General features: G+C 69.8%; 11 protein-coding genes and 2 pseudogenes. 5 read left to right on the forward strand and 8 right to left on the reverse strand.

What is annotated here, in order from left to right; all coding sequences use genetic code 11:
- Nucleotides 1-353: 353 nt before the first annotated feature.
- Nucleotides 354-482: pseudogene (locus ACLQ28_RS26605) on the reverse strand (cell division protein DivIVA); the annotation flags it as partial.
- 605 nt (nt 483-1,087) lie between these two features.
- Nucleotides 1,088-1,768: a hypothetical protein gene (locus tag ACLQ28_RS26610; RefSeq protein ID WP_425688997.1), complete on the reverse strand. Its 681-nt coding sequence runs from the start codon at nt 1,766-1,768 to the stop codon at nt 1,088-1,090.
- A gap of 231 nt (nt 1,769-1,999) precedes the next feature.
- Here ACLQ28_RS26610 and ACLQ28_RS26615 point away from each other — a divergent pair, with 231 nt between their 5' ends.
- A complete protein-coding gene (locus ACLQ28_RS26615; RefSeq protein WP_425688998.1) occupies nt 2,000-2,824 on the forward strand; it encodes a hypothetical protein in 825 nt (274 codons plus the stop codon).
- A 156-nt stretch (nt 2,825-2,980) separates the two neighbouring features.
- Here ACLQ28_RS26615 and ACLQ28_RS26620 read toward each other — a convergent pair whose 3' ends face one another.
- Nucleotides 2,981-3,367, reverse strand: a complete 387-nt coding sequence (locus ACLQ28_RS26620) for a winged helix-turn-helix transcriptional regulator (protein WP_425688999.1) — start codon at nt 3,365-3,367, stop codon at nt 2,981-2,983.
- Between the two features lie 72 nt (nt 3,368-3,439).
- Between ACLQ28_RS26620 and ACLQ28_RS26625 the strand changes: the two genes are divergently transcribed.
- Nucleotides 3,440-4,279, forward strand: a complete 840-nt coding sequence (locus tag ACLQ28_RS26625; RefSeq protein ID WP_425689000.1) for an SDR family NAD(P)-dependent oxidoreductase — start codon at nt 3,440-3,442, stop codon at nt 4,277-4,279.
- Nucleotides 4,280-4,580: 301 nt separating this feature from the next.
- On the opposite strand, the gene ACLQ28_RS26630 is transcribed toward ACLQ28_RS26625, so the two are convergent.
- Complete coding sequence (locus ACLQ28_RS26630; protein WP_425689001.1) at nt 4,581-5,492, reverse strand: GNAT family N-acetyltransferase; 912 nt, start codon at nt 5,490-5,492, stop codon at nt 4,581-4,583.
- A 31-nt stretch (nt 5,493-5,523) separates the two neighbouring features.
- Nucleotides 5,524-5,784: a hypothetical protein gene (locus tag ACLQ28_RS26635; protein WP_425689019.1), complete on the reverse strand. Its 261-nt coding sequence runs from the start codon at nt 5,782-5,784 to the stop codon at nt 5,524-5,526.
- On the opposite strand from ACLQ28_RS26635, the gene ACLQ28_RS26640 reads away from it, so the two are divergent.
- Nucleotides 5,692-6,093 (forward strand): helix-turn-helix domain-containing protein, encoded by a 402-nt coding sequence (locus ACLQ28_RS26640; protein ID WP_425689017.1) that lies wholly within the window; start codon nt 5,692-5,694, stop codon nt 6,091-6,093. The genes ACLQ28_RS26635 and ACLQ28_RS26640 overlap by 93 nt on opposite strands.
- Here ACLQ28_RS26640 and ACLQ28_RS26645 read toward each other — a convergent pair.
- The 3 genes and pseudogenes from ACLQ28_RS26645 to ACLQ28_RS26655 form a co-directional block, all read right to left on the reverse strand.
- Nucleotides 6,013-6,498, reverse strand: a pseudogene (locus tag ACLQ28_RS26645) (TetR/AcrR family transcriptional regulator); the annotation flags it as partial. The gene ACLQ28_RS26640 and the pseudogene ACLQ28_RS26645 overlap by 81 nt on opposite strands.
- A 44-nt stretch (nt 6,499-6,542) precedes the next feature.
- Entirely contained in the window at nt 6,543-8,417 is a 1,875-nt protein-coding gene (locus tag ACLQ28_RS26650) for a CocE/NonD family hydrolase (protein WP_425689002.1), read from the reverse strand.
- Between the two features lie 148 nt (nt 8,418-8,565).
- Nucleotides 8,566-8,811, reverse strand: a complete 246-nt coding sequence (locus tag ACLQ28_RS26655) for a hypothetical protein (RefSeq protein ID WP_425689003.1) — start codon at nt 8,809-8,811, stop codon at nt 8,566-8,568.
- A 411-nt stretch (nt 8,812-9,222) separates the two neighbouring features.
- Between ACLQ28_RS26655 and ACLQ28_RS26660 the strand changes: the two genes are divergently transcribed.
- Together ACLQ28_RS26660 and ACLQ28_RS26665 are read left to right on the forward strand one after the other, a co-directional pair.
- Nucleotides 9,223-24,162 carry an amino acid adenylation domain-containing protein gene (locus tag ACLQ28_RS26660; RefSeq protein WP_425689004.1) on the forward strand — a complete coding sequence of 4,980 codons (14,940 nt, stop codon included), beginning with the start codon at nt 9,223-9,225 and terminating at the stop codon, nt 24,160-24,162.
- Entirely contained in the window at nt 24,162-24,371 is a 210-nt protein-coding gene (locus ACLQ28_RS26665; protein ID WP_425689005.1) for an MbtH family protein, read from the forward strand. The genes ACLQ28_RS26660 and ACLQ28_RS26665 overlap by 1 nt, the downstream gene beginning before the upstream one ends.
- Nucleotides 24,372-24,405: the final 34 nt, after the last annotated feature.

Here is a 24,405-nt window from a genome sequence, read left to right on the forward strand (position 1 = left end):
AGCCCGGGGGCAGGGGCGACCGCCGACACACGCCCGCCTGATGATCACCGACAGTGCCTACCGGACCGCCGCCGAGACGGTGATTACGAATCGCTGTTTGGAGAGTGGCTGCCGAGCCGGAATCCCCTGGCGGTGACCTCTCCGCCGACTCCCGCGGTCGGGTCGAGTAGGACGGCGACGACGGCGCTCGCCCGTCGTGGGGCTACTGGCCAAGCAGGCGCGATCAGCGTGCAGACAACGGACTCGGCCCTGCCACCGTCAGTCAAAGAGCGCTCAGACTTTCGTCAGGTAGCGCCGTTCCGATGGGTGGTATCGGAGACGGATTCCGGCCCGTGTCCGGCTCCCTGTTCGTTCGCTCGGTGCAGGATCGCTTCCGCCTCCCGTCGGGCAGAGGTAATGATTCCCTCAGCCTGCTCCTCGGCGAGTCGGAGGATCTGTTCCACCCGAGTGCCCAGGCCGCTGAGGGTTGGCCGTTCCCGATCCCGCCGTCGATCCACGGTTTTTGTGGCCGCATCGGCGCCTGCTAGTTCGGTCTTCTCGTCACGATCGGCCAGGCCGTCCCCTATGAGATCGGATTCCTTCGTGCCGACCAGGGAGAGCACGACGCCGAGCGTGGCCACCGCGACGCCGGACCAGAGGGCGGCCGGCCCGAGGGACGGGCCGACCGTGGCACCCACACCGAGCCCGAACAGGGCGGCGGCAGTCTTGGCCGGCTTGCGCACAGGTCCTCCTCGCAAGATGCGGGCGGGCGGCTTCCGGTTCCAGCATGGTGTACGAGTCAAGCTCCTGCGGATCGAGGGAGGTCGCTGTCGCTCGTGCCGGGGTGTTCAGGAACTGCGGCCAGCGGAACCGGTCGCTGTACATAGTGGTGCCGGGTGCCGGGTGCCGGGTGCCGGGTGCTGGCGTCGCCGGCGCCATCGGGACCAGGCCCAGAACCGCTCGAAGGGTCTCCCGGCGTCCCTGGCCAGGGACCGCTGATTTGCCCGGACCGAGTTCAGCGCGGCGACTTTCGGGTCTGTCGCTGGCGGATGAGTCCTGGTCCGTGACGGATACCCGCTTGCAGGCGAGCAGCCTGGTCCGCCTGCCGCTACGTGGCGGCGGTCGGGTAGCCGATGGTAGCGATGTCCTTGCGCAGGTCATCGAGGGTGAGTTGCGGGTTCAGGGTGCGTATCACGGTGTCGGTGAGCGGCCGGTGAGCGACGATGTCCTCCACTGCGGTCCGGTTCAGCTCGATCTCGTAGTAGTCGCTGGCGAACTCGATGTATTGGTCGACGATGTCGTCGAGCAGGATTTCGAGCATGCCGGAACCGTCCGGCCCGGTGTCGTCGTACGGTCCGCGCAGCAGTGGGAAGGTGATGCCGTCGCCGGCGTGCCAACGGTCGTCATCGGATAGCCGCCACAGCACGGCGGTCGCGATGAACTGCCCGTGCTCATCGCAGAAGGCGGGTTCATCCACCTGCGGACGTAGTACGGCGGGGATGCCGTCAAGTAGACCCGGCCACAATTCATGGTCCGGGCCGCCGTAGGGCGACATGGCCGACTCATGGTCAAAGACCCGGATGAACGCTCCGTCGACGGTGAAGACGACCGCCCACTCGTCGCCACTTCCGTTGCTCATCAGCGCCGCCTCGTCCGAACCCCATGTTGAGGTATAGGCGTAGTACGGTGCTCCACCATCGATGGTTCTTTCCAGCACGGCCAGTGCTTTACAGCGCTGCCGCAGCCGTCCGATGTTCGGCAATCTGGTGGCGATGTCGTACGCGGTCACCGGCTGACCCTACTGCCGCTGCGGCGGCTCAGATCGCCGGCATGTTCCGGTTGCTGCGGGCGGTAGGCGGTGGAGGATCATGTGGGGGATGGGCAGTGTCGTGGAGCTGCGGAGTCCGGTCGACGTTGCGCAGCTCCGCGCCCGGCTGGGGGATGCGGATGTCATCCAGTTCCAGTCGCCGCTCACCGAGGCGGAGTATCGGTCGGTGGCCGCGCTCCTGGGGATCATCCGATGGTTCCGCTGCGGGTCTACGGGTTCGATGACGACCTTGCGACGCTGCGGTTCCTGCGTTGGTTTCCACATGTTCGCCGGTTCAGCGTCGCGGGTCTGTGGCGCCTGACTGATCTGGCCCCGTTGGATCAGTTGAGTGCTGACGTGGAGTTCCTTGACATCGGCGAGACCCGAAGGCCTCTCGACCTCGCTCCTGTTGCCCAGTTTCGTCGGCTTCGCCGGCTGAGGGTCGCCGAGCACCGGCGCGGGCTTCCCGAACTGCTTCACGTCAACCCGGGTCTGCGGGAGCTGTCGCTGTGGCGGCTTCCCGTCAACCACGTCCTGCCCGTCATTTCCTTGCCACACCTGCAGGCTTTGGCGCTGACCCTCGGCTCGTTGACGAACACCGAATGGCTGACCCAGATCCCCACACTTCGCTACCTGGCCCTGCGCCGGGTTCGAAAGCTCAGCGACCTCACCCCGGTGACACGTTTGCTGGCACTGCAGTGGCTCTGGCTGGAAACGCTCACCGCCGAACGGCTTCCGGACTTCGGCTCCAACACTTTGCTGATACGGGCCGAATGCCTCGGGATGCGTCACCTCCGCCACCCGGCAGCCCTCCAAGGACTCGCCGCCGCACCGCAGTTGCGGGAGCTTATGGTCACAGCGCCGCATCTGCCAGTCGACGCGATCCTCCCCTTTGTTGAGCACCCGACACTGGAGCGCGCCGGGATCGTACTGGGCAGCCAACAGCGCGACCGCGACGCCGATAACCTTCTGCGGTTGCCACCACCACGCCCGGACACGCAGTTCGCCGCAACGCACGAGCTGACCCGCATCCTGTAACCCCCGCCCCCTGCTGAGACACCAATTCCACCCGGTGGTGCCCTAACCAGCGCATCCGCTGTAACGACCACTTCGACGGACCCGAAGATTTCAGCCATGGTGCTCCCGGTCGTCAGCCGGGCGACGTCCGCTCATGGCGAGATGCGGATGCCCGTATCAGCAAGCTCCGCCGTCGGCGTCGTAACGGGCGCGTGCGTTGCGAATGTCGTGCTCGTGGGTTTCCGCCCAGCGGCCGACCTCGATGATGAGTGGCAACAACGATCGCCGCAGGTCGCTGAGGGCGTAGTCAACATGCGCAGCAGGGCCGGAATTCGGTGTCCGGTCCACCAGCCCGTCGCGCACCAGCGCCCGCAACGTGCTGGTGAGGATCCGTCGGCTCAACCCGTCCACGGCCCGATCGAGCTCGTTGAACCCGTACGGCCGATGCGCGAGCACCGCCATCAGCAACACGCTCCACTTGTCGCCGGTGCGCCGTAGCACGTCCGCGGCCGCGCACGAGGATCGGTCCTGTACCGAAACCGGCACCGGGAGGAGTGGAGACATCAATGTTCCTTCTTTCGCCGTCCTCACCGTCAGCCGAAGATCGAGCGTACCGGCAAGTGGAAGGGACATCCTGTGCGCACATTGGTCATCACCGGCGGAACCCAGGGCATCGGCAAGGCGCTGGCTCTGCACTATCTGGGCCGAGGCGACCGAGTCATCGCCGTCGGAACGAACCAGATCAAGGGTGAAACGCTACTCGCCGAAGCCGATCGGCTCGCCGCCGGCGACCGGTGTTCGTTCCTGCCCGCCGACCTCAGCTCGCCGACGATGACTATCCGGGTCGCCGACCACCTACGCACGGGGTACCCGAGTATCGACGCCCTTGTGTTCGGCGCCTTCCGCTATCAGACTAAGCGTCAGGAGACTGCCGAGGGAATTGAGCGCACCTTCGCACTGTACGTGCTCAGCCGGTACCTGCTCGCCGAGGAACTACGCGCCGCACTGGAACGTGCGCCACACCCAGTCATCGTGAACCTGTGCGGCACCGGCAGCAAGGCCGGCCGGCTGCACTGGGACGACCTCCAACTCCGGGGACGCTACCGGCCCTTGGTCGCCACCATGCAGGGCGCCCGCGCCAACGACCTGCTCGGCGTCGCCTTCACCGACGAGCATCCCGACAGCCCCATCCGGTACATGCTGTACAACCCCTTGTTCGTGAACACGGGACTCGCCGAACCATTCAGGCAACCGACCCGAACTGCGGTAAGGGTCATGGCAAAGCTGTTCGCCACGCCGGTTGATAAGGCGATCGAGCCGATCGCCGACCGGATTGACACACCATCCGACTCCGCACTGTCCGCCTTTCAGGTACGCCGCACGATCGACGTCACCGGCCCGGCCTTCGACCTGAACGCCGCCCGCCGACTGACCAGCACACTACGTAACTTAATCATCAAGAGCGTCGAGACATAGGCAAGGATCGAACGACACTGAGCGGTCGCTGCTCCCACGACGCTCACGCCCACACCGAAACCGTCCGCCTCGGCAGACCGCGCATTCGCGCATCCGCGCATCCGCACATTCCGCAGAGCGGCGCGGTCATGCCGAGTTCGGATGACGCGACACCAGTTCGATGCAGTGACCAAGAGGTCGGTGGCATTCTCAGCAGATCTCGCGTGTCGCACCACCCGTGGAAGACCCAGGCGTCGTCACGGGTACAGACCGGAACAATGGGGGATCAATGTCGCACGCCTCTGCCGCGATGCATTTGGCGTCAGCGGACGATGACAAGGTTGGCCATGTCGACGACCGGCCGGTAGCCGAGGGCGGCGTAGATCTTGTTCGAGGTCGGGTTGGCTTGGTCGGTGAACAGACAAACCCGCGCACCCTCAGCCTGGATTCGGCGGGAAACCTCGGCGACCGCGTTGCTGGCCCAACCACGCCCGCGCTGGGCTGGCGGCGTATATACCGGGCCCACACGGGCCACCCCGAACGACGGTGGGTTGGCACCGGTGAGGTGCACCGCCTCCCCAGTCTCGTCGACCCAGAACCACAGCCGTCCGGCTTGGAGCCGGCGCAGCATCTCCGCCCGGTCGGGCATTGCGTGCGCACTGGAACCGCGCGGGCGACCCGCCTGTTCGTCGGCGTCGCCCATGAACGCGGCGAACCACTCCGTGACCAGTCCGACGTCGTCCTGGGTCGCGGCCACCAAGCCGCCAGGCACAGGTGACGGCCACGCCAACTCGCCGAGCTCGTGCAGCCGCGTCTGCTGGCTGACCTGGACTCGACCTCCACCGAGCCGGGTCAGCTCGCCGGCGCACAGTTCAACGGCAGGTAGGGCCCCGTTGACCGCGAGTACCTCCTCCCTGCGCTCGTGCAGTGCGTGGGCGAGCGCAACGGCCGCCTCGTCGGGCATGGGCAGCAGGAATGGCGGGTAGGGGGCATACGGCGCGTTGCGCATCCCGGCACCGACCACGGCGCCGGAATCGTCGCTGACCACCAGCCACCAGTTGCGGTCGGGCTGCGAGATCTCCTCGGCCCGCTGCGACAACCGCCGGTGCGCGATGGTGGTCACAACCGTGCTGACGACCGGATCGGCGCCCAGGTAGTCACCCGCTGCGGCCAGGAATTCGCCCGGATCGGTGAGGAACCGTAGCCGCAGTCCGGCCATCGGAGTAGTGCTCATCTACGTACGCTAGTGCCGTGACCGCGAAAGCTCACGCCGCCTGGCCGACACGCCGTCCGGCCTGTCGGCCAGGCGGCGTCGCGGCGGTCAGGCGGTGGCAGATCTTGTACGCGTGCGGCGGCTGAGTGACCAGGAAGGTCAGCAGCTGCTCAGAATCACCCGCCGGGGAACCGTTTCCCCGCTGCGACTGCGGCGGGCGATGGTCGTGCTCGCCTCGGCCGGTGGGATCACAGTGGCTGCCATCGCCCGCCTCGTCCACGCCGATGAGGACACGATTCGGCAGGTCATCCACCTGTTCAACGAGATCGGGATGTCTAGTCTGGACCCTCAATGGGCGGATGGCTGTCCCCGCCAGATCAGTCCTGACGAAGAACAGCCACGGCCTCAATATATCGGTGATGAAGCTATAACGGTGGCCAAGCGGTCGGTAACGCCACGCCGGTTGACACCACCGCGTACCCCGGCCTGTCCGCTGTCAAGCGTGCCGCTGCCGGCGCGGGGTCAGTACCTCGGTGAGTTGGGCGATCAGTTTGTCATCGATGGGTTCGCGACTGATCAGGCGGCGGTAGAACAGGTTTCCGCCGATGAGGCCGGCCAGTAGGTCCGGGTCGCTGTCCGGCGGCAGGTCGCCGCGGTCGATGGCCGCTTGGAAGAGGTTGCTCAGGTGCCGGCGGCGGCTCTCTACGAAGTCGTGAATTAGGGCGCGGAACTGCTCGTCGCGCTCTGCCGCGGCGACGAGGGGTGCCATCAGCGACGCCCACGGACCGGTGGTGACTCCGGCGGCGAGTTGTGTCAGAAAGGCGTGCAGGTCGTCGCGGAGTGAACCGGTGGATACGAGGGCCGGCGGCGTTGGGTTGATCGATGCGAAGGCGTCGAGCACGAGTTGCGGAAGTGTATTCCAGTGTCGATAGATGGTGCTCTTGGCGACACCTGATCGCTGCGCGATCCCTTCCATGCTGAGTCCATCGAAGCCGCCCTCGGCGAGCAGTTGGAGCACGCTGGCCATGGCCCGCTGGCGGGTCCGGGTGATCCGTGGGTCGGGCTCGGTGGTCACCACGGTGTAGCACCGCGGACGGTCAGGTCCAGCCGGCTGGGTTCGGTTCCGCCATGGCCGACGGTGTTGCGCGCCGGGTACGGGGGGCCGGCCGTGGCGAAGTACACATAGCCCTGGGCCGCGGGGGCTTCCAGGGCGGACGGGTCGCTACCCAGTTCCAGTAGCAGCCGCGCTCCGGCCGGCACCATCTCGGCGAACGGCGCCAGGCTGAACCGCACGGTGCTCGGTTCTCCCGGTACGAGCGGTGCCAGCCGCTCGTGGTCGTGCACGATCTCGGTGGATGTGGTGCGTGAGTCGTCCACGATCCGGTGCGCGGCCCGCAACCAGCCGACGCTGAGTACCCGGGCCGGTGAACCGACCGGCCCGATCGTGGACAGTCTGGCCTGGAGGTAGGTGTCTGGTGCGGTGCTGGCCAGGCGCAGCGTCAGATGAGCCGGGCCTGCGAGGTGTGCCTCGCGGGGAAGCGGCTCGGTGAGGTAACGCAGCACCTGCCGGTCGGAGCGGATGAAGGCGCCCGGGCACTCCATGCCGGTCGGAATCGCCGCCCACCAGCGGGTTGTCCCCCCGGCTGCGGGCGGTGTGGCAGCCAGGCCGCCGTACGTGTCGGCGAGCCCGCCGCAGGCGGTCGGTGTGAGGAACAGTCGCCATGTGCCGGCGTCGGGTGCCGGCCAGTCGGCCGCGTTCTCCCACCGCTCCGCGCCGTGCAGCCAGTACCGCACGGGTGGCAGCGCGTCCACACCGTTGTCCACTCCGCAGAGGAACCGGTCGTACCAGGCCAGGATCTCGTCCTGGTAGCGGGTGAACGGCCAGTCGTTGCGCCGAGGGCCGATGAACATCTTTTTCTCGCCGCTGATCCGGTGCCAGGCGTCGAATGCGCCGAACAGGTGCAGCCCCACCATGCTCCACTCACTGCCGATCAGGGCCGGTACCGCGATGCGCTCCACATCCGGCGCCGGGACGTCCGGCCGGTCGACCCCGCTGTCGAGCTGCAAATCTACCCACCGGTCCAGCCACGGTTGTGGCGGGCTGGCCCGGCGGGTCAGCCGCGGCAGTTGGCGGGAGATGACGGCTCGGGTCAGCGCCTGCACGGGCCGGGTACCGACGACGTAGCCGAGGGCGTGTCGCACGTTCGGAGGCAGCCGCACGCCTTGGACCGCTCCGTTGAGCGCGGCGTAGCGACCGAGGAAGCCGGGGTGCGGAACGCCGGCATGCGTCAACACCATCCGGTACAGGTCGGTCGCCGCCCCGAACGGTGCCACCGCCGCCAGCGCGGGCGGCCGCCGCGCCGCCGCGAAAAGCTGGCTGATCGCGAAGTACGACATCCCGGTCATGCCCACGCGACCGTTCGACCACGGCCGGGTCGCCAGCCAGGCGATGACCTCGCACAGGTCGTCGATCTCCGCAGCCCCTAGCATCGGCTGCAACGTTCCCCCCGAACGGGCGGTGCCGCGGGCGTTCACCACCGCTACCACATAGCCACGCCGCGCTAGATGCCGGACGTCACCGGGTTCGTTGAATGGTGCCGGCAACCCGGTCGGCATCAGGTCCTTTTGATATGGGCTCCAGCCGAGCAGGACCGGTCGGGGCTGGTCGGTATCGGGCCGGTACACATCGCCGCGCAGCACCGTGCGGTCCGCAAGCGGGATCGGCACATCGCACTCGGCGCGCACCTTGAACCCGGCCACCCCGGTTGCGGTGGGCGACCAGCCCGCAAGCTGCGGCCCCCGACGCATCGACCGCGGCAGGATCACCGGATTCCGCATGCGAACACCACTGTAGAACGGTAGCGTTTCATAGTGAAACGGTAGCGTTCTATAGGCGATCCGACAAGGTCCGACGCCCTGCCGTCGTAGCTCGTCCACATCGGTCACGCGCCAGAACGTGGACCCGTCAGCCTCGCTCTGCGTCACCGCCGACCATGAGCAGCCCACCGCGTCGAGAAAGCCCAACCAGACGCGAGCCCACGCCCGTACTTGTCTCGCGTCCCGGCGGTCCGGTTGGGCATCCGAGGCGAGAGGTCTAGACCTCATCCGGAGCCGGGTGCCGCTGGTGCGAATCCAGTCGGGGTACGCAGGATCGGATGCCCGAGTGGTCAGGGAGCGGTCTGCAAAAACCGCGTACGCCGGACGCGACCGCCCAATCCAGCAGGTCGTCCAGGAACTTCGTCCGGATGACGATCGAGAAGGCCACACCGAGCCAGCGGCGCCGCGCGGCCTCGTCCGCCAGGGTTGCCGCCGGGAACGAGCGGGATCGGATCTGGAGCACCCAGGAGGCCGCGAATCCGGCACGCCACCCCTCGCCAGAGACAATGGAGGGACGTTGGTCCGCAATTGTTGGCGAAGTCTGGCTGACGATATTTCGCCGGGTATCGCAGTGGTATTCGACGGGCGCGGCGGTCATAGGAGGGTGTGACCGAGACGGCGGACATGACTCGAACCGACGGTGGCGAGCTGTGGTCGGAGGGCGAAGCGTCCTCGCCGGGCGGCAATCAAGTATTGATGCCTCGAACTATTCACGAGGAGGCGAAACTGGAGGCGATAACCAGCAGCTAAATATCCAGGAACGTAAGCGGGCGGGGCCGACGCCCGTTTTCCTAGTGTTCATCTTTCGTCTGTGGAGTTCCAGCTGACCGCTAGAAGGATGGTGGCTCCGTCTCGTGTCGCCGAGGAGAGTTGCATGCCAGACCGCAATTTCGAGCTTATGGCCGGTCAGCTCGGGATCTGGCATGCCCAGCAAATGCGCCCCGAAAGTAATTTGTATCACATCGCCGAATGCATTGAAATCCGCGGCGATTTGAACGTCGGCACCTTCCAGGATGCGCTGCGCCGGGTGGTCGCTGAGGTCGACGCCTTTCACCTTCGGTTCGACGTGGACGAGTTGGGGCGGCCGCGCCAGCGGTTCGAGCCACCTGCCGGCTGGTCGCCGGTGCTTGTCGACCTGACCGGCGAAGCGGACCCCGAGGCCGCTGCGCAGGCGTGGATGCGCGCCGACGTGGTCCGTGCCGCCGGTCTGGATGATGGGCCGCTGTTTACGCTGGCGCTCCTGACGGTCGGAGCCGACCATCACTACTGGTATCAGCGCACCCACCACATCATCGGCGACGGGTTCGGCGGAGCCATTGTGGCTGCCCGTGTCGCCGACCTTTACTCGGCGCTGCTCGCGGGTGTCGAGCCGGACCTGCTGGCACCGCCCTCGATGCGTGTCCTGGCCGAGGCGGACGCCGCCTACCGCAGCTCGGACGCGTTCGAAGCCGACCGCGAGTTTTGGTCGAGAGCACTGGTCGGAGCGCCGGAACCGAAGAGCTTGAGCGGCCGGCGGATGGTCCCGTTTCCGGACCGCCTCGCGCGGCACACCGACGAGCTGCCGCCTGCGGAGGCGGGCGAGCTACGGGCCGCGGCGCGCCGTCACGGCACCGCGCTGACCGTGCTGGCGGTAGCAGCGGCGGCGCTGCTGCTGCACCGCTCGACCGGGGCCCGCGACGTCGTGGTCGGGCTTCCGGTCGTCGCGCGTACGGGCAATCTCCAGCGAGGCACGCCGGGCATGATGGCCAACGTGCTGCCGATCCGCCTCGCGGTCGCCCCCGGTGACACGGCGGCCGAGTTGGTGCGGCAAACCTCGCGGGTCGTCCGCAGCGCGCTGAGGCACCAGCGTTACCGCTACGAGGATATGGTGCGCGACCGGCCGGTGGGCAGCCGGCACGGTCTTTATCCGCTGCTCGTCAACGTCATGGAATTCGACTACGACTTCCGCCTCGGAGCAGCCCGCACCGACGCCCACAACGTGGCCGGGTTGCACTTCGACGACGCATCAATATCCATCTACCGGCGAGCGTCGGATGGTGCGCTGCGCCTTGTCGCCGATGTCAATCCTGAGCTCTACGACGAGTCGTCGACAAGGCGGCTGACGCGTGATTTCCGGACGGCTCTGGCCTGGCTGGAGAGGAATGACCCGAAGCGGCCGATCAGCCAGTTTACGCTCCTGGCGGACGGCGAGCGTGACCTGATTCTGCACGCATGGAACGACACGGCCCACGACGTTCCGCCGGCGTCCCTCGCGGAAATGGTCGAGGCACAGGTGACGGCGTCGCCTGACGCGCTTGCTGTCGATGGCATGTCGTACGCGGAACTCAATGCGCGGGCGAACCGGTTGGCGCGTCAGTTGGTGGCCGACGGTGTCGGGCCGGAGTCGATCGTCGGGGTCAGTTTGCCGCGGTCGCCGGAACTGGTCGTGGCGCTGCTGGCGGTCCTCAAGGCGGGCGGCGCCTACCTGCCGATCGACCCGGACTATCCGCCGGGAAGGATCGCGCTGCTGATCGAGGAGGCCCGGCCCGTCACGGTGATCGACGATGTCGCCGTGCCCGACGGCCCGGACCACAACCTCGACATACGTGTGCTACCCGAACATCCGGCCTACGTCATCTACACGTCCGGCTCGACCGGCCGCCCCAAGGGTGTGGTGATCCGCCACGCTGGTGTGGTGAATTACCTGGCCCGGGCGAGCGAGGTTTATCCCGGCCTCTCCGACGACGTGCGGTTCCACTCATCGATCGGGTTCGACACCACTGTCACGTCGGTGTTCGGGGCACTGGTTTCCGGTGGTCGGGTTGTCACCGACGAGCGCACGACCGCCTTCCTCAAGGTCACGCCGAGCCACCTGAGTGCTCTGTCCGAAGCGCCGGGCAAGCTGCTGATAGTCGGTGGTGAGGTTCTGCGTTACGACCAGGTGCCGGCCGGTGTGCCGGTAATCAACAGCTACGGTCCGACCGAGACGACCGTGGCCTGCACCGACTTCACGGTCGACGGCCCGAACGGCGGGGTGGTGCCGATCGGCCGCCCGATGTGGAACACCCGCGTCTACGTTCTGGACGCCGCACTGCAACCCGTCCCAGCCGGTGTGCCGGGCGAGCTGTACGTCGCGGGCGCGGGCCTGGCTCGCGGCTATCTCGGCCGCCCGGCGTTGACGGCGGAGAGGTTCGTGGCGTGCCCGTTCGGCGAAGGCGGCCGGATGTATCGCACCGGCGACCTTGCGAAGTGGTGCCCGGACGGAGTTCTGGAGTTCCTGGGCCGCACCGACGACCAGACAAAGGTCCGCGGCTACCGGATCGAGCTGGGTGAGGTCGAGGCCGCGCTGGCCACGCACCCGTCCGTGCGCCAGGTGGCGGTTGGTGTGCACGGCCAGCAACTGGTGGCCTATGTGGTGCCATCGGTGGACCCGGCCGACCTGCGCGAGCACGCCGCCGGCATCCTGCCCTCCTACATGGTCCCCGGCGCGATCGTCGCTCTGGACGCGTTGCCGCTGACGATCAACGGCAAGGTCGATCGCCACGCCCTGCCCGCCCCCGACTTCACCGCGGCCGTCACCGCGCGTGCCCCCCGCAGCGTGCGTGAGCAGATCGTGTGCGAAGTCTTCGCCGACGTGCTTGGTCTGGAACGGGTCGGCGTGGACGACAACTTCTTCGAGCTCGGCGGCCATTCGCTGCTGGCCGTCCCGTTGGTCGAACGGCTCCGTGGGCGGCAGGTCGCGGTCGACGTGCGCACGCTGTTCCTGCACCCGACTCCGGCCGGCCTGGCGGCAAGCACGGCTCGCGCCGACGTGGCGGTGCCTGCGCGTCGTCAGTTGTCCCGTCCGTTGACGGCGGACATGTTTCCGCTTGTGGATTTGAGCGCCGAAGAGGTGGCGCTGCTGCCCGCCGACATCGTGGACGTCTACCCCCTCTCCTCGCTGCAGGAGGGCATCTACTTCCATCACCTGATCAACCCGGACAACGATGTCTACGTCCTCTCGGCCGAGCTGCGGTTCGACTCGTCGGCCCGACTTGACGGCTTCCTCGCGGCGTTGCAGCAGGTGGTCGACCGGCACGAGATCCTGCGCACCTCGATCCACAGCCAGGGCTTCCGCCGCCCGGTGCAGGTGGTGCATGAGCGGGCGATCGTGCCGGTCACCTACGGCGGTGAGCCGCCCGCCTCGATCGACCTGAGCCGGGCACCGCTGCTGCGCGTCCACGTCACCGGAGACCGGGCGCTGATGCGGATCCACCACATCGTGCAGGACCACACCGCCCTCGACGTACTGCTCGGCGAGGTGCGCGCCGTCCTCGCCGGGACCGCCGCCGAGCTGCCTGAGCCCGTTCCGTTCCGTGACTTCGTGGCCCGGGCGCGATTGGGCGTTTCGGAGGAGGCGCACGAGAGACACTTCGCGGCGCTGCTCAGCGACGTGACCGAGCCGACCGCGCCGTACGGGCTGCTCGATGTCCAGGGTGACGGGACCGGCCTCGATGAGGCCTCACTGCCCCTGGACGCCGACCTGTCCGCGCACATACGAGGTGTCGCGCGCAAGCATCGGGTCAGCCCCGCCGCGGTGTTCCACGCCGTGTGGGCGCGCGTGCTGGCGGCGATCACCGGACACGACGACGTCGTCTTCGGCACGGTCCTGTTCGGGCGGAGTGGCGCCGGCGGCGGCGAGCGGACCCCCGGCCTTTTCATCAACACCCTTCCGGTACGCGTCGACACGCGCACCGCCTCCCTCGAAAACCTGCAACGACAGCTGACCGACCTGCAGGTGCACGAGCACACCCCGCTGGCCCTCGCCCAGCGCACCGCCGGCGTAGCCCCGCTGTTCACGACCTTGTTCAACTTTCGGCACAGCACCCGCGATGGCCTTGCCCTCGACGGCGTCGAGGTGCTGCGCGCCGAGGAGCGCACCAACTATCCGATCGCGGTGACCGTCGACGACTACGGCGACGACTTCGCGTTCACCGTCCAGGCGACCCGACCCGCCGACGCCGAGAAGCTCTGCGCGATGCTGCACACCGTCGTCGCGGCAGTGGTCGCGGGCACGCCGCTGGACAGCGCTGACGTGGTCACCGCCGCCGAACGCGCCGAGCTGGTCGCCGCCGGGCAGGGGACCCGCCGCAACGTGCCGCCGGCCGTCCTGCCCGCCATGGTCGAGCGGCACGCGGCCGCGACGCCCGACGCGACCGCCCTCGTCTGGCCGGCCGGGCGGATGTCGTACGGGGAACTGAATGCCCGGGCGAACCGGCTGGCCCACCGCCTGATCGCCCAGGGTGTGGGCCCGGAGACCGTGGTGGCCGTGCTGCTGCCCCGCTCGGCCGACCTGGTCGTCAGCCTGCTCGCGATCGTCAAGGCCGGTGGCGCCTACCTGCCGATCGACCCCGGCTATCCGCAGGCCCGCATCGACTACCTGCTCGACGACGCGAGACCGACAGTGGTGATCGACGCGGTGCCCGAACTGGGCGACGAGGACGACGGCAACCCCGGCGTCGACGTGCGGCCCGACCACCCCGCCTACGTCATCTACACCTCTGGCTCGTCCGGGCGGCCCAAGGGAGTCACCGTGGCGCACCGGGGCGTCGCCCGGCTTGCGCGGGACACCGACTACGTGACGATCGGCCCACGCGACGTCGTCGGCCAGCTGTCCTCGGTGTCGTTCGACGCCGCGGTGTTCGAGATCTGGGGCGCGCTGCTGAACGGCGCGGCTCTGGCGCTCGCTCCGCAGCGGGTGCTCGACGGCGCCGCGCTGCGCGCGTGGATCGCCGACGCGGGCGTCACCACGGCGCTGCTGCCGACCGGGCTGTTCCACGAGATCGTCGACACCGACGCGGCGGCCCTGACCGGGCTGCGCACCGTCCTGGCCGGCGGCGACACGCTGTCGGGGCCGCGGGCCCGCCGCGCGCTGGCCGCCCTGCCCGGGGTGCGCCTGCTCAACGCATACGGACCGACTGAGACCACGGTCATCGTCACCGCTCACGAGGTGCGCGCCGACGAGACGGCGTCCGGGGTGCCGATCGGGCGCCCGATCGCCGACACCCGGGTGTATGTGTTGGATTCGCGTCTGCGGCCGGTGCCGCCGGGGGCGCCGGGCGAACTCTACGTCGCGGGTGACGGCCTGGCGCGCGGCTATGGGGGTCGTCCGGGACTGACCGCGGAACGGTTCGTGGCCGACCCGTTCGGCGGCCCGGGGGAGCGGATGTACCGCACCGGCGACCTCGTCCGCTGGGACGACGCTGGCCGCCTCGAGTTCCTGGGGCGGGCCGACGCGCAGGTCAAGGTCCGCGGCTTCCGCATCGAGCTGGGTGAAGTCGAGGACGCTGTCGCCGGGCACCCCGGCGTGCGCCAGGCCGCCGTCGTCGTGCAGGGGCAGAACCTCGTCGCGTACGTGGTCCCGGCCGTCGACCCGGCTGAGGTGATCGCGCACGTGGGAAGCATTCTGCCCGCCCACATGGTGCCCGTCGCGGTGGTCGGGCTCGACGCGCTGCCGCTCACCGTTCACGGCAAGCTCGACCGCAAGGCTCTGCCCGTTCCGCAGTTCGCAGCCACCGCCGCCAGCCGGGCGCCCGCCACACCGGCCGAGGAACTGCTCTGCCAGGTGTTCGCCGAGGTCCTCGACCACGACGTCATCGGCGTCGACGACAACTTCTTCGAGCTGGGCGGCCATTCTCTGCTGGCCGTGCGGCTTGTCGAACGCCTGCGCACGCGCGGCGTCGCGGTCGACATCCGCACCCTCTTCACCACTCCGACGCCGGCCGGCCTGGCCGCCGCGGCCGGCCAGGGCGACATCGACGTACCGCCGACCCTCATCCCGGCCGACGCCGAGCGCATCACCCCCGAGATGGTCCCGCTGGCCGGCCTGAACACCGCCGACCTCGACCGGATCGCCGCCCACATTCCCGGCGGCGCGGCCAACATCGCGGACATCTATCCGCTCGCCCCGCTGCAGGAAGGCATCTTCTTCCACCACCTGATGGGCGGCGGCCGCGACGACGTCTACGTCATCCCGGTGACGCTGGCCTTCGACAGCAGGGCCCGGTTCGACGCCTTCGCCGCGGCCCTGCAACGGGTCATCGACCGGCACGACATCCTGCGCACTGCGATCGTGTGGGAGAGCCTGCCCGAGCCGATGCAGGTGGTGCAGCGCGAAGCCCACCTCAGCGCCGAAACCGGGATGGACCTCGGCCGGGCGCCGCTGATCCGCGTGCAGGCGATCGACGAGTCGAGGACCGGCCGGGTGGTCGCCCAGCTGCGGATCCACCACCTCGTCCTAGACCGCACCGGGCTCGACACCGTCCTGGCCGAGGTGCGCGCCTTCCTCGACGGCGAAGCCGACCGGCTGCCCGAGCCGCTGCCGTTCCGCACCTTCGTCGCGCAGACCCGGCTGCGGGTCTCCCGGGACGAGCACCGCCACCACTTCGCCGCCCTGCTCGGCGACGTCACCGAGCCGACCGCCCCGTTCGGCCTGACCGACACCAGCGTCGACCCGGCCGGCCTTCACCACGACAGTCTCGCCCTCGACGCTGGGCTGGCCGCTCGGCTGCGCGAACAGGCCCGACTGCGCTCGGTCAGCCCGGCCACGCTCTTCCACGTCGTCTGGGGGCAGGTGCTCGCCGCTGTCTCCGGCCGCGACGACGTCGTCTTCGGCACCGTGCTGCTCGGCCGCCTGCAGGCCGGGGCGGGTGCCGACCGGGTGCCCGGACCGTTCGTCAACACCCTGCCCGTACGCATGCGCGCCGATGGTGACATCGCCGCTGCGGTGACCGCGATGCGCGACCAGCTCGCCGCGCTGATGGCGCACGAGCACGCGCCGCTCGCCGTTGCCCAGCAAGCCAGCGGGGTCACGCCGCCCGCGCCGCTGTTCACCGCGATCCTCAACTACCGCCACGCCGGCGCGGCCACCGGCGACGACCGCCACGGCCTCGCCGGCGTGGAGATCGTGGAGCGGGGCGGCGGCACGAACTATCCGCTCACCCTGTCGGTGGACGACACCGGGGACGGCTTCACCATCGGCGTCCAGAGCGCCGTGGCGGCTCCGCTGGGCGTGATGGTCGCGAAGGCCGCGGACGGTGTCGTGGCTCGGCTTGAGGGCCGGGCTACCGGCGACCTCGACGTGCTCGACGAGGCCGAGCGCGCGCTGGTGCTGCACGAGTGGAACGACACAACCGTCGAGGTTCCCGGCCGTACGCTGTCGCACCTGTTCGAGGAACGGGCGGCCGCCCGGCCCGACGCGGTCGCGGTCATCTTCGACGGGCAACCGGTCACCTATCGGGAGCTGAACGAGCGGGCCAACCGCCTGGCCCGCCTGCTCGCCGCGCAGGGCGCCGGCCCCGAGCGCGTCGTCGCGGTCGTGCTCGAGCGGTCGGTCGATTTGGTCGTCACGCTGCTGGCCGTGCTAAAGACCGGTGCTGCCTACCTGCCGGTCGATCCGGACCACCCGGCCGAGCGGATCGCGGCGATGCTCGCTGACGCCGCCCCCGCCGTGGTCGTCGACGGACTCGTCGACGCGTCCATGATGGACGACAGCAATCTGGCCGCTGGCGTGTTGCCAGAGAACCCGGCCTACGTCATCTACACCTCCGGTTCCACCGGCCGCCCCAAGGGCGTGGTCATCGACCACCGCGGCATCGTCAACCGGCTCGCCTGGATGCAGGCCACCTACGGGCTGACCGCCGCCGACCGGGTGCTGCAGAAGACCCCGTACGGCTTCGACGTGTCGGTCTGGGAGTTCTTCTGGCCCCTGATCGAGGGCGCCACCCTGGTGGTCGCGCGGCCCGGCGGGCACCGCGACCCCGCCTACCTGGCTGACCTCATCGTTCGTGAGGGGGTGACCGTCTCCCACTTCGTGCCGTCGATGCTGCGGGAGTTCCTGCACGAGCCGGCCGCCGCGGCGTGCCGGGGTTTGCGTCAGGTCTTCTGCTCCGGCGAGGCGCTGCCGGCCGACCTGCACGATCGTTTCCGCACGCTGCTGCCCGCGTCGCTGCACAACCTCTACGGCCCGACCGAAGCGTCCGTCGACGTCACCGCGTGGACCGCCGACCCCGGCGAACGACCCGCGGTGATCCCGATCGGCCGTCCGGTCTGGAACACTCGCGCCTACGTGCTTGACGCCCGGCTGCGGCCCGTCCCGGCCGGTGTGCCCGGCGAGCTCTACCTGGCCGGCGTGCAGCTGGCCCGCGGTTATCTCGGCCGGGCCGCGCTGACCGCAGAACGGTTCGTGGCCTGCCCGTTCGGGCGCGGCCGCATGTATCGCACCGGCGACCTGGCCCGCTGGGGCGCCGACGGCAACCTCGAATATCTGGGTCGCACCGACGACCAGGTGAAGGTGCGCGGGTTCCGCGTCGAGCTGGGCGAGATCGAGGCCGCGCTGGCCGCCCAGCCCGGCGTGCGCCAGGCCGCGGCAGCCGTGGACGACCAGCGGATCGTCGCCTACGTGGCACCCCCGGTCGACGATGCCGAGCTGATCGGCGCGCTGCGCGCGACGCTGCCCGAGTACATGATCCCGGCCACGGTGGTGGGCCTGGACGCGCTGCCCCTCACCGTCAACGGCAAGCTCGACCGGCGGGCGCTGCCCAAGCCGTCGTTCGCCGCTGCCACCGCCTACCGGGCACCGGCCAACGCCCGCGAAGAGCTGCTGTGTCAGGCCTTCGCGCAGGTGCTCGGCACCGAACGCGTCGGCCTGGACGACGACTTCTTCGCACTCGGCGGGCATTCGCTACTCGCCACCCGCCTGGTCAGTCGGCTGCGCGCGATGCTGGGCGTGGAGGTGCCGATCCGCGACGTCTTCGAGGCGCCCACCGTGGCTGGGCTGTCCGCCCGGATCAGCGGGGCGGGTGCGTCCCGCCCGCCGCTGACGGCCCGGCCCCGGCCGGAGGTCGTCCCGCTGTCGCACGCGCAGCAGCGGCTCTGGTTCCTGCACCGCCTGGACGAGACGAGCGCGGCCTACCACATGCCGATCGTCCTGCGCCTCACCGGCTCCCTGGACGAGAGTGCCCTCGAAGCCGCCCTGAACGATGTCGTAGCCCGGCATGAGGTGCTGCGTACGGTCGTCGACGGGCCCGCCAGTCAGCGGATCCTGGAACCGGCCGTCCGGATTGTGGTCGCCGCGCTCGACGATTCCGCTATCACCGACGCGATCGGCAAGCCGTTCGACCTCGCGCACGATCTGCCGCTGCGGGCGTGGCTCTTGCGCGGTGACGGCGACGAGACCGTGCTGGTGTTGGTGCTGCACCACATCGCCGGGGATGGCTGGTCGATGGGGCCGCTCGCCCGCGACCTGTCCGACGCCTACCGGGCCCGCCTCGCCGGCCACGAGCCGGACCGGGCGCCGCTGCCGGTGCAGTACGCGGACTACGCCCTGTGGCAGCACAACCTGCCCGTCGACGGCCAACTGGAGTACTGGCGCAAGGAACTCGACGGGCTGCCCGAGCAGCTGACCCTGCCGCTCGCCCGGCCGCGGCCCGCCATCACCTCGCACCGGGGCGGAATCCTGCGGCTGCATGTGAACGCCGACCAGCACGGGCGCCTCACCGAACTGTGCCGTGCCCGGGGCGTCACGCTCTACATGGCGTTGCAGGGCGCGCTGGCGGTGCTGCTGTCGCGGCTCGGGGCCGGCACCGACATCGCGGTCGGCACGCCGATCGCCGGGCGCACCGACGAGGCCCTCGACGACCTGGTCGGCTTCTTCGTCAACACGCTCGTCGTGCGCACCGACCTGACCGGGCGGCCCACCTTCGCGACAGTGCTCGATCGGGTGCGCGAGACAGTGCTTTCCGCGTACGCCAACCAGGACGTTCCGTTCGAGCGCCTCGTCGAGGAGTTGGCGCCGTCCCGGTCGACCGCCCGCCACCCGCTCGTGCAGGTGCTGCTGTCGGTTCGCAACCAGCCGGCGCCGGTGCTCGACCTGCCCGGGGTGCGGGTGTCGCCCATCCCGCTGGAGCAGGTCGGTCCGGTGACGTCGCGGTTCGACCTGTCCTTCGAGTTCGCCGAGGTGCCCGGCGGTGGACTGGACGGCCGGGTCACGTACGCGACCGATCTGTTCGACGCAGCCTCGGCGCAAGAGGTCGCCGACCGGCTGACGCGCGTGCTCGACGCCGTGGTGGCCGACCCGGACCGGCCCGTGGACGGCCTCGACCTACTGTCGCCGGCCGAACACGACCAGATCGTGTACGGCTGGAACGACACCGCCCGCCAGGTTGGCGAGACCACCCTGCACGGCATGGTCGAGGCGCAGGCGGCGGCGACCCCGGAGGCTCTCGCGGTCGACGACCTGTCGTATCGGGAGCTCAACTCGCGGGCGAACCGGCTGGCCCGGCACCTGGTGAGCGAGGGCGTCGGCCCGGAGTCGATCGTCGCCGTGCGACTGCCCCGGTCGCCGGAGTTGGTCGTGGGGCTGCTGGCGGTGCTCAAGGCCGGTGGGGCGTATCTGCCGTTGGACCCGGCCCAGCCAGCCGAGCGCATCCTGGACGAGGCGCGCCCGCACATCGTCATCGACGAGGTGGTCGTGCCGGACGGGCCCGACCATGACCTCGGCGTGCGGGTGTCGCCGGAGCATCCGGCCTATGTCATCTACACCTCGGGTTCGACCGGTCGTCCCAAGGGTGTCGTGATCCGGCATGCGGGTGTCGTCAACTATTTGGCGAGGGCTCGGGCCGTTTACCCGGGGCTGGCTGATGAGGCCCGGTTCCATTCGTCGGTGGGGTTCGACACGACGGTGACGTCGGTGTTTGGTGCCTTGGTCGCGGGTGGCCGGGTGGTGACCGAGGAGCGGCGGACGGCGTTCTTGAAAGTCACGCCCGGTCATCTGGCTGCTTTGTCCGACATTCCGGAGAAGCTGCTCATGGTGGGTGGCGAGGCGCTGCGCTATGACCAGCTCCCCGCCGGGGTGTCGGTGGTCAACAGCTACGGCCCGACCGAGACGACGGTGGCGTGTACCGACTTCACGGTCGACGGCCCTGGCGAGGGCGTCGTGCCGATCGGCCGCCCGATGTGGAACACCCGGGTGTACGTGTTGGATGCTGCGCTGCGTCCGGTTCCGCCCGGTGTGGCGGGGGAGTTGTACGTCGCGGGCGCGGGTCTGGCGCGTGGTTATCTCGGCCGTCCGGCGCTGACGGCGGAGCGGTTCGTGGCGTGCCCGTTCGGCGGAGGTGGCCGGATGTATCGCACCGGCGACCTTGCGACGTGGCGCCCGGACGGTGTGCTGGAGTTCCTGGGCCGCACCGACGACCAGGTGAAGGTGCGCGGCTACCGCATCGAGCTGGGCGAGGTTGAGGCCACGGTCGCCAAACACCCGTCCGTCCGTGAGGTCGCGGTCACCGTTCATGCCCAGCAACTGGTCGCCTACGTCGTGCCCCCGGTCGACGCCGCCGACCTGCGCGCCTACGTAGCCCGCACCCTGCCCGACTACATGGTCCCCGCCGCCGTCGTTGCCCTGACCGAGCTGCCGCTCACGGTCAACGGCAAGGTCGACCGTCGCGCCCTGCCCGCCCCGGACTACGCCGCGGCCGTCACCGATCGGGCGCCACGCGGCACCCGCGAGCAGATCGTGTGCGAGGTCTTCGCCGCCGTCCTCGGCCTCGACCGGGTCGGCCTGGACGACGACTTCTTTGCCCTGGGCGGCCACTCCCTGCTTGCGGTCGCCCTGGTCGAGCGGCTCCGGGACCGGCAGATCGCCGTCGACGTCCGCACCCTTTTCCTCCACCCGACCCCGGCCAGCCTGGCCGCGAGTGCCGGTCGCGCCGAGGTTCCGGTCCCGCCGCGCCGCCCGCTGTCCCGCCCGTTGACGCCCGAGATGTTCCCGCTGGTCGACCTCACCGCCGACGAGGTGGCCCTGCTGCCCGACGACGTGGTCGACGTCTACCCCCTCGCACCGCTGCAAGAAGGCATGTACTTCCACCACCTGATGAACCGGGAGAACGACGTCTACGTCCTGCCGGTCGAACTCGCCTTCGACTCGCGCCAACGCCTCGACGCCTTCGTGGCCGCCCTGAAACAGGTCGTGGATCGGCACGAGATCCTGCGCACCTCGATCCGCAGCTTCCGCGAACCCGTCCAGGTGGTGCACGAGCGGGCGATAATCCCCGTCACCTACGGAGACGAACCGTCGGACCCGATCGACCTGAGCCAGCCGCCGCTCGTGCGCGTCCACGTCACCGGTGACCGAGCCCTCGTGCGGATCCACCACATCGTGCAGGACCACACCGCCCTCGACGTGCTGCTCGGCGAGGTGCGCGCCTTCCTCGACGGAACGGCCGGCGAGCTGCCCGAGCCGGTGCCGTTCCGCGACTTCGTGGCCCGCGCCCGACTGGGCGTCGGCGAGGACGAGCACGAGAAACACTTCCGCACGCTGCTCGGCGACGTCGAGGAACCGACCGCCCCGTACGGCCTGCTGAACGTCCAGGGCGACGGCTCCGGCATCGCCGAATCGTCCGAGACGCTGCCCGCCGAACTGTCCGCGGCGATTCGCGAGACGGCCCACCGGCACGGGGTCAGCCCCGCCACACTGTTCCACGCCGTCTGGGCCCGGGTACTGGCCGTCATCGCCGGCCGCGACGACGTCGTCTTCGGCACCGTCCTGTTCGGGCGCATGGGCCTGAGCGGCGGCGAGCGCACCCCCGGCCTGTTCATCAACACCCTGCCCGTACGCCTGGACACCCGCACAGTGACGGCGGCCGAGGCCGTGGCCGAGATGCGGCGGCAACTCGCCGACCTGCAATGGCACGAGCACGCGCCCCTGGCCGTGGCCCAGCGGGCCGCCCCGATCAGCCCGCTGTTCACCACCCTGCTCAACTACCGACACAGCACCCCGGGCAGCGTCAGCGCCGCCCTCGACGGCGTCGAGGTGCGCAGCGTCTATGAACGCACCAGCTACCCGATCACGGTCATGGTCGACGACCTGGGCGACGACTTCACGGTCACGGTGCAGTCGGCCGACCCCGAGCCGCTGCGCGCCATGTTCGTCGCCGCGGCCGCCCGCATGGTCACCGCCCTCGACCACGGCGGCCCGCTGCACCACATCGGCGCGGTCGTCCCGCCACCGGCCGCCCCGGCCACGCCCGAACCCGTACGGTCGGTCGCCCTGCACCGTCTGTTCGAGGAGCGCGCGGCGGCCACCCCGGCAGCGACGGCACTCGTCGCCGGAGACGAGCGGCTCTCCTACGGGGAACTGAATGTCCGGGCGAACCGCCTGGCCCGCCTCCTCGTCCGCCGCGGCGTCGGCCCCGAGTCGCTGGTCGCGGTCGCACTGCCCCGTACAACCGATCTGATCGTCACCCTCCTGGCGGTGCTCAAGGCCGGTGGCGCCTACCTGCCGATCGACCCCGACTACCCGGCCGACCGCAGGGCGGCGATGATCGCCGATGCCCGTCCGCTCGTGGTCGTCGACAGCCCATTGGACGCCTCCGGTGAGGACGGCTCCGACCTCGGCGTCGCCGTGCTGCCCGAGCATCCCGCCTACGTCATCTACACCTCCGGCTCCACGGGCCGCCCCAAGGGCGTGACCGTCACCCACCACAACGTCGTCCGGCTGTTCGGGCGCACCGAGCAGTGGTTCGGGTTCGGCGCTGACGACGTGTGGACCCTCTTCCACTCGTACGCCTTCGACTTCTCGGTCTGGGAGCTGTGGGGCCCGCTGCTGCACGGCGGCCGGCTCGTGCTCGTGCCCGGCGACGTGGCCCGAACGCCGGCCGCGTTCTTCGACCTGCTGGTGCGCGAAGCGGTGACGGTGCTCAACCAGACCCCGTCGGCCTTCTACCAGCTCATCGAGGAGGCGCGGCGCCGGCCGGGCGTGGCAGCGGGTCTGCGGCTGCGCACGGTCGTCTTCGGCGGCGAGGCCCTCGACGTCACCCGGCTGCGCGGCTGGTCGGCCCCTGGGCTGCGGCTGGTCAACATGTACGGCATCACCGAGACCACGGTCCACGTCACGTACGCGCCGCTGACCGGCCACCGGCTCGCCTCGCCCGCGGCCGAGAGCCCGATCGGCGTTCCGATCCCCGACCTGGCCACCTACGTGCTCGACCGGCACCTCCACCCGGTGCCACCCGGCGTGCCCGGCGAGCTGTACGTCGCCGGCGCCGGTCTCGCCCGCGGCTACCTCAACCGGCCCGGCCTGACCGCCACCAGGTTCGTCGCGGACCCGTTCGGAGGCGGCCGCATGTATCGCACCGGTGACCTCGTCAAGCAGCGACCCGACGGCGAACTCGTCTACCTCGGCCGCACCGACCTGCAGGTGAAGGTGCGCGGCTACCGCATCGAACTTGGCGAGATCGAGGCCGCGATCGCCGCGATGCCGTCGGTGGTCCAGGCCGCCGCGGTGGTCCGCGACGACCGCATCCTCGGCTACGCCGTGCCGGCCGCAGGAGAGACCGTGACGGCCGACGAGGTGCGGGCCGCCGCGGCGCGGATCCTGCCCGCCCACATGGTTCCCGCGGCGGTGGTCGTGCTCGACCGGCTGCCGCTGACCGTGAACGGCAAACTCGACCGCAAGGCCCTGCCCACGCCCGACTTCCGTGCCACGGCGACCGCCCGCCGCGCTCCGGCCACCGACCGTGAACGGAAACTCTGCGTCGCCTTCGAGGAGGTGCTCGGCGTCACCGGCGTGGGCGTCGACGACAGCTTCTTCGACCTGGGCGGCCACTCGCTGCTCGCCACGCGGCTCATCGCCCGCCTGCGCACCGAACTCGGCGTCGAGGTGCCCATCCGGGCGCTGTTCGACGCGCCCACAGTCGCCGGCCTGGCCGTGGCCATCGGCGACACCCCACCCGCCCGCACCCGACCCGCGCTGAAGCCCCGCTCCCGGCGCGGCGACACCCCTACCGAAAGGCGACAGTGATGACCAACCCGTTCGAAGACCCCGAAGGCCGTTACCTCGTGCTCGTCAACGACGAGGGCCAGCACTCGCTGTGGCCGGTCTTCATCGACGTACCCGACGGCTGGGAGGTCGTGCACGGCGAGGCCGACCGCCAGGACTGCCTCGACTACGTCGAAAAGAACTGGACCGACATGCGGCCCAAGAGCTTGATCGCCGCCACTGAGAGCTGACGAAACCCTTTTCCGTCCGGATGGGCGGCCCTGT

Source organism: Micromonospora sp. DT201 (assembly GCF_049841575.1).
GTDB lineage: Bacteria > Actinomycetota > Actinomycetes > Mycobacteriales > Micromonosporaceae > Micromonospora.

Bases quoted from the DNA above. Each gene is read 5' to 3' on its own strand.
- ACLQ28_RS26615 (WP_425688998.1), top strand. From the start codon at position 2,000: ATGGTTCCGCTGCGGGTCTACGGGTTCGATGACGACCTTGCGACGCTG.
- ACLQ28_RS26620 (WP_425688999.1), bottom strand. From the start codon at position 3,367: ATGTCTCCACTCCTCCCGGTGCCGGTTTCGGTACAGGACCGATCCTCG.
- ACLQ28_RS26630 (WP_425689001.1), bottom strand. From the start codon at position 5,492: ATGAGCACTACTCCGATGGCCGGACTGCGGCTACGGTTCCTCACCGAT.
- ACLQ28_RS26640 (WP_425689017.1), top strand. From the start codon at position 5,692: ATGGTCGTGCTCGCCTCGGCCGGTGGGATCACAGTGGCTGCCATCGCC.
- ACLQ28_RS26660 (WP_425689004.1), top strand. From the start codon at position 9,223: ATGCCAGACCGCAATTTCGAGCTTATGGCCGGTCAGCTCGGGATCTGG.
- ACLQ28_RS26665 (WP_425689005.1), top strand. From the start codon at position 24,162: ATGACCAACCCGTTCGAAGACCCCGAAGGCCGTTACCTCGTGCTCGTC.